This is a genomic window from Campylobacter sp. CNRCH_2013_0898h, from assembly GCF_025772965.1.
In the GTDB taxonomy this organism is placed as follows: domain Bacteria; phylum Campylobacterota; class Campylobacteria; order Campylobacterales; family Campylobacteraceae; genus Campylobacter_D; species Campylobacter_D lari_D.
This window is the reverse complement of sequence record NZ_JAKMTD010000037.1, coordinates 1-786: the sequence shown is the minus strand read 5'-3', so window position 1 is coordinate 786 and position 786 is coordinate 1. Positions and strand designations below refer to the sequence as shown.

The window sequence follows — 786 nt, the reverse complement described above, 5'->3', positions numbered from 1 at the left end:
TATATCAATATGTTTTTTAATATGCAAAAATTCTAAAATATTTAAAAAAGCATTAGGTATGTAAAATTGATCTAAACTAAGTTGTAAAAAATGATTCATATTATGCATAGAAAAAATATCATTATCTTTAATCACATCATCTTTATTTAGATTAAATAACATAACTCCACCAAAACCCAATAAGCTTAAATTTTTTAAATTCTCTAAAGCTTTTCTTTTTTCTAAATCAATTTGAAGTATTTTTTGCATTGTTTTTCCTTTCTTTAATTAGCCTATATACAAACCATCTTCCATGATTATAGTAGTGGCTAATGAAATTCATTATTTTTACTCTTTTATATTATGTTCTTTAGCATAAGCTAGTATTTTAGCTCTTAAATCCTCTGGAAAATTATATCTATATATGGCAGGAATTCTTGGATCAAGGAGTTTATCAAGCTTATGTCTTTTATAATACCATTCTAGGTTTTCAGGGGTAAAATAATAAGGTGCATTAGGATAGCCTTGAGGAGGAGTTAGGGCTGCTAGTTTGGCATGTAGTATTAAAGTATCATTAAAAAGTTGTGCTCTTTCTTCACTCCAATCATTAGGTGTATCAGTTTCATAACCTTGCCTCATACCATTTTTATACCCTCCCCTATGGCGATCAAATTCTCTTCTGCTTTCATAAGTAGAATCTACATCCCTTGGATCTTTTATCTTACCCTCAACTATATCACTTCTTAAGGCTTTGTATATATCTCCAAATTCATCGCTAGCTATATCATATTTATTATAATCAATTAC

2 pseudogenes are annotated in these 786 nt (G+C 28.2%); both read right to left on the bottom strand.

The features are described from left to right. Positions 1–249, bottom strand: a pseudogene (locus L8X50_RS08220) (hypothetical protein); the annotation flags it as partial. 78 nt (positions 250–327) lie between these two features. Further along, positions 328–786, bottom strand: a pseudogene (locus L8X50_RS08215) (hypothetical protein); the annotation flags it as partial.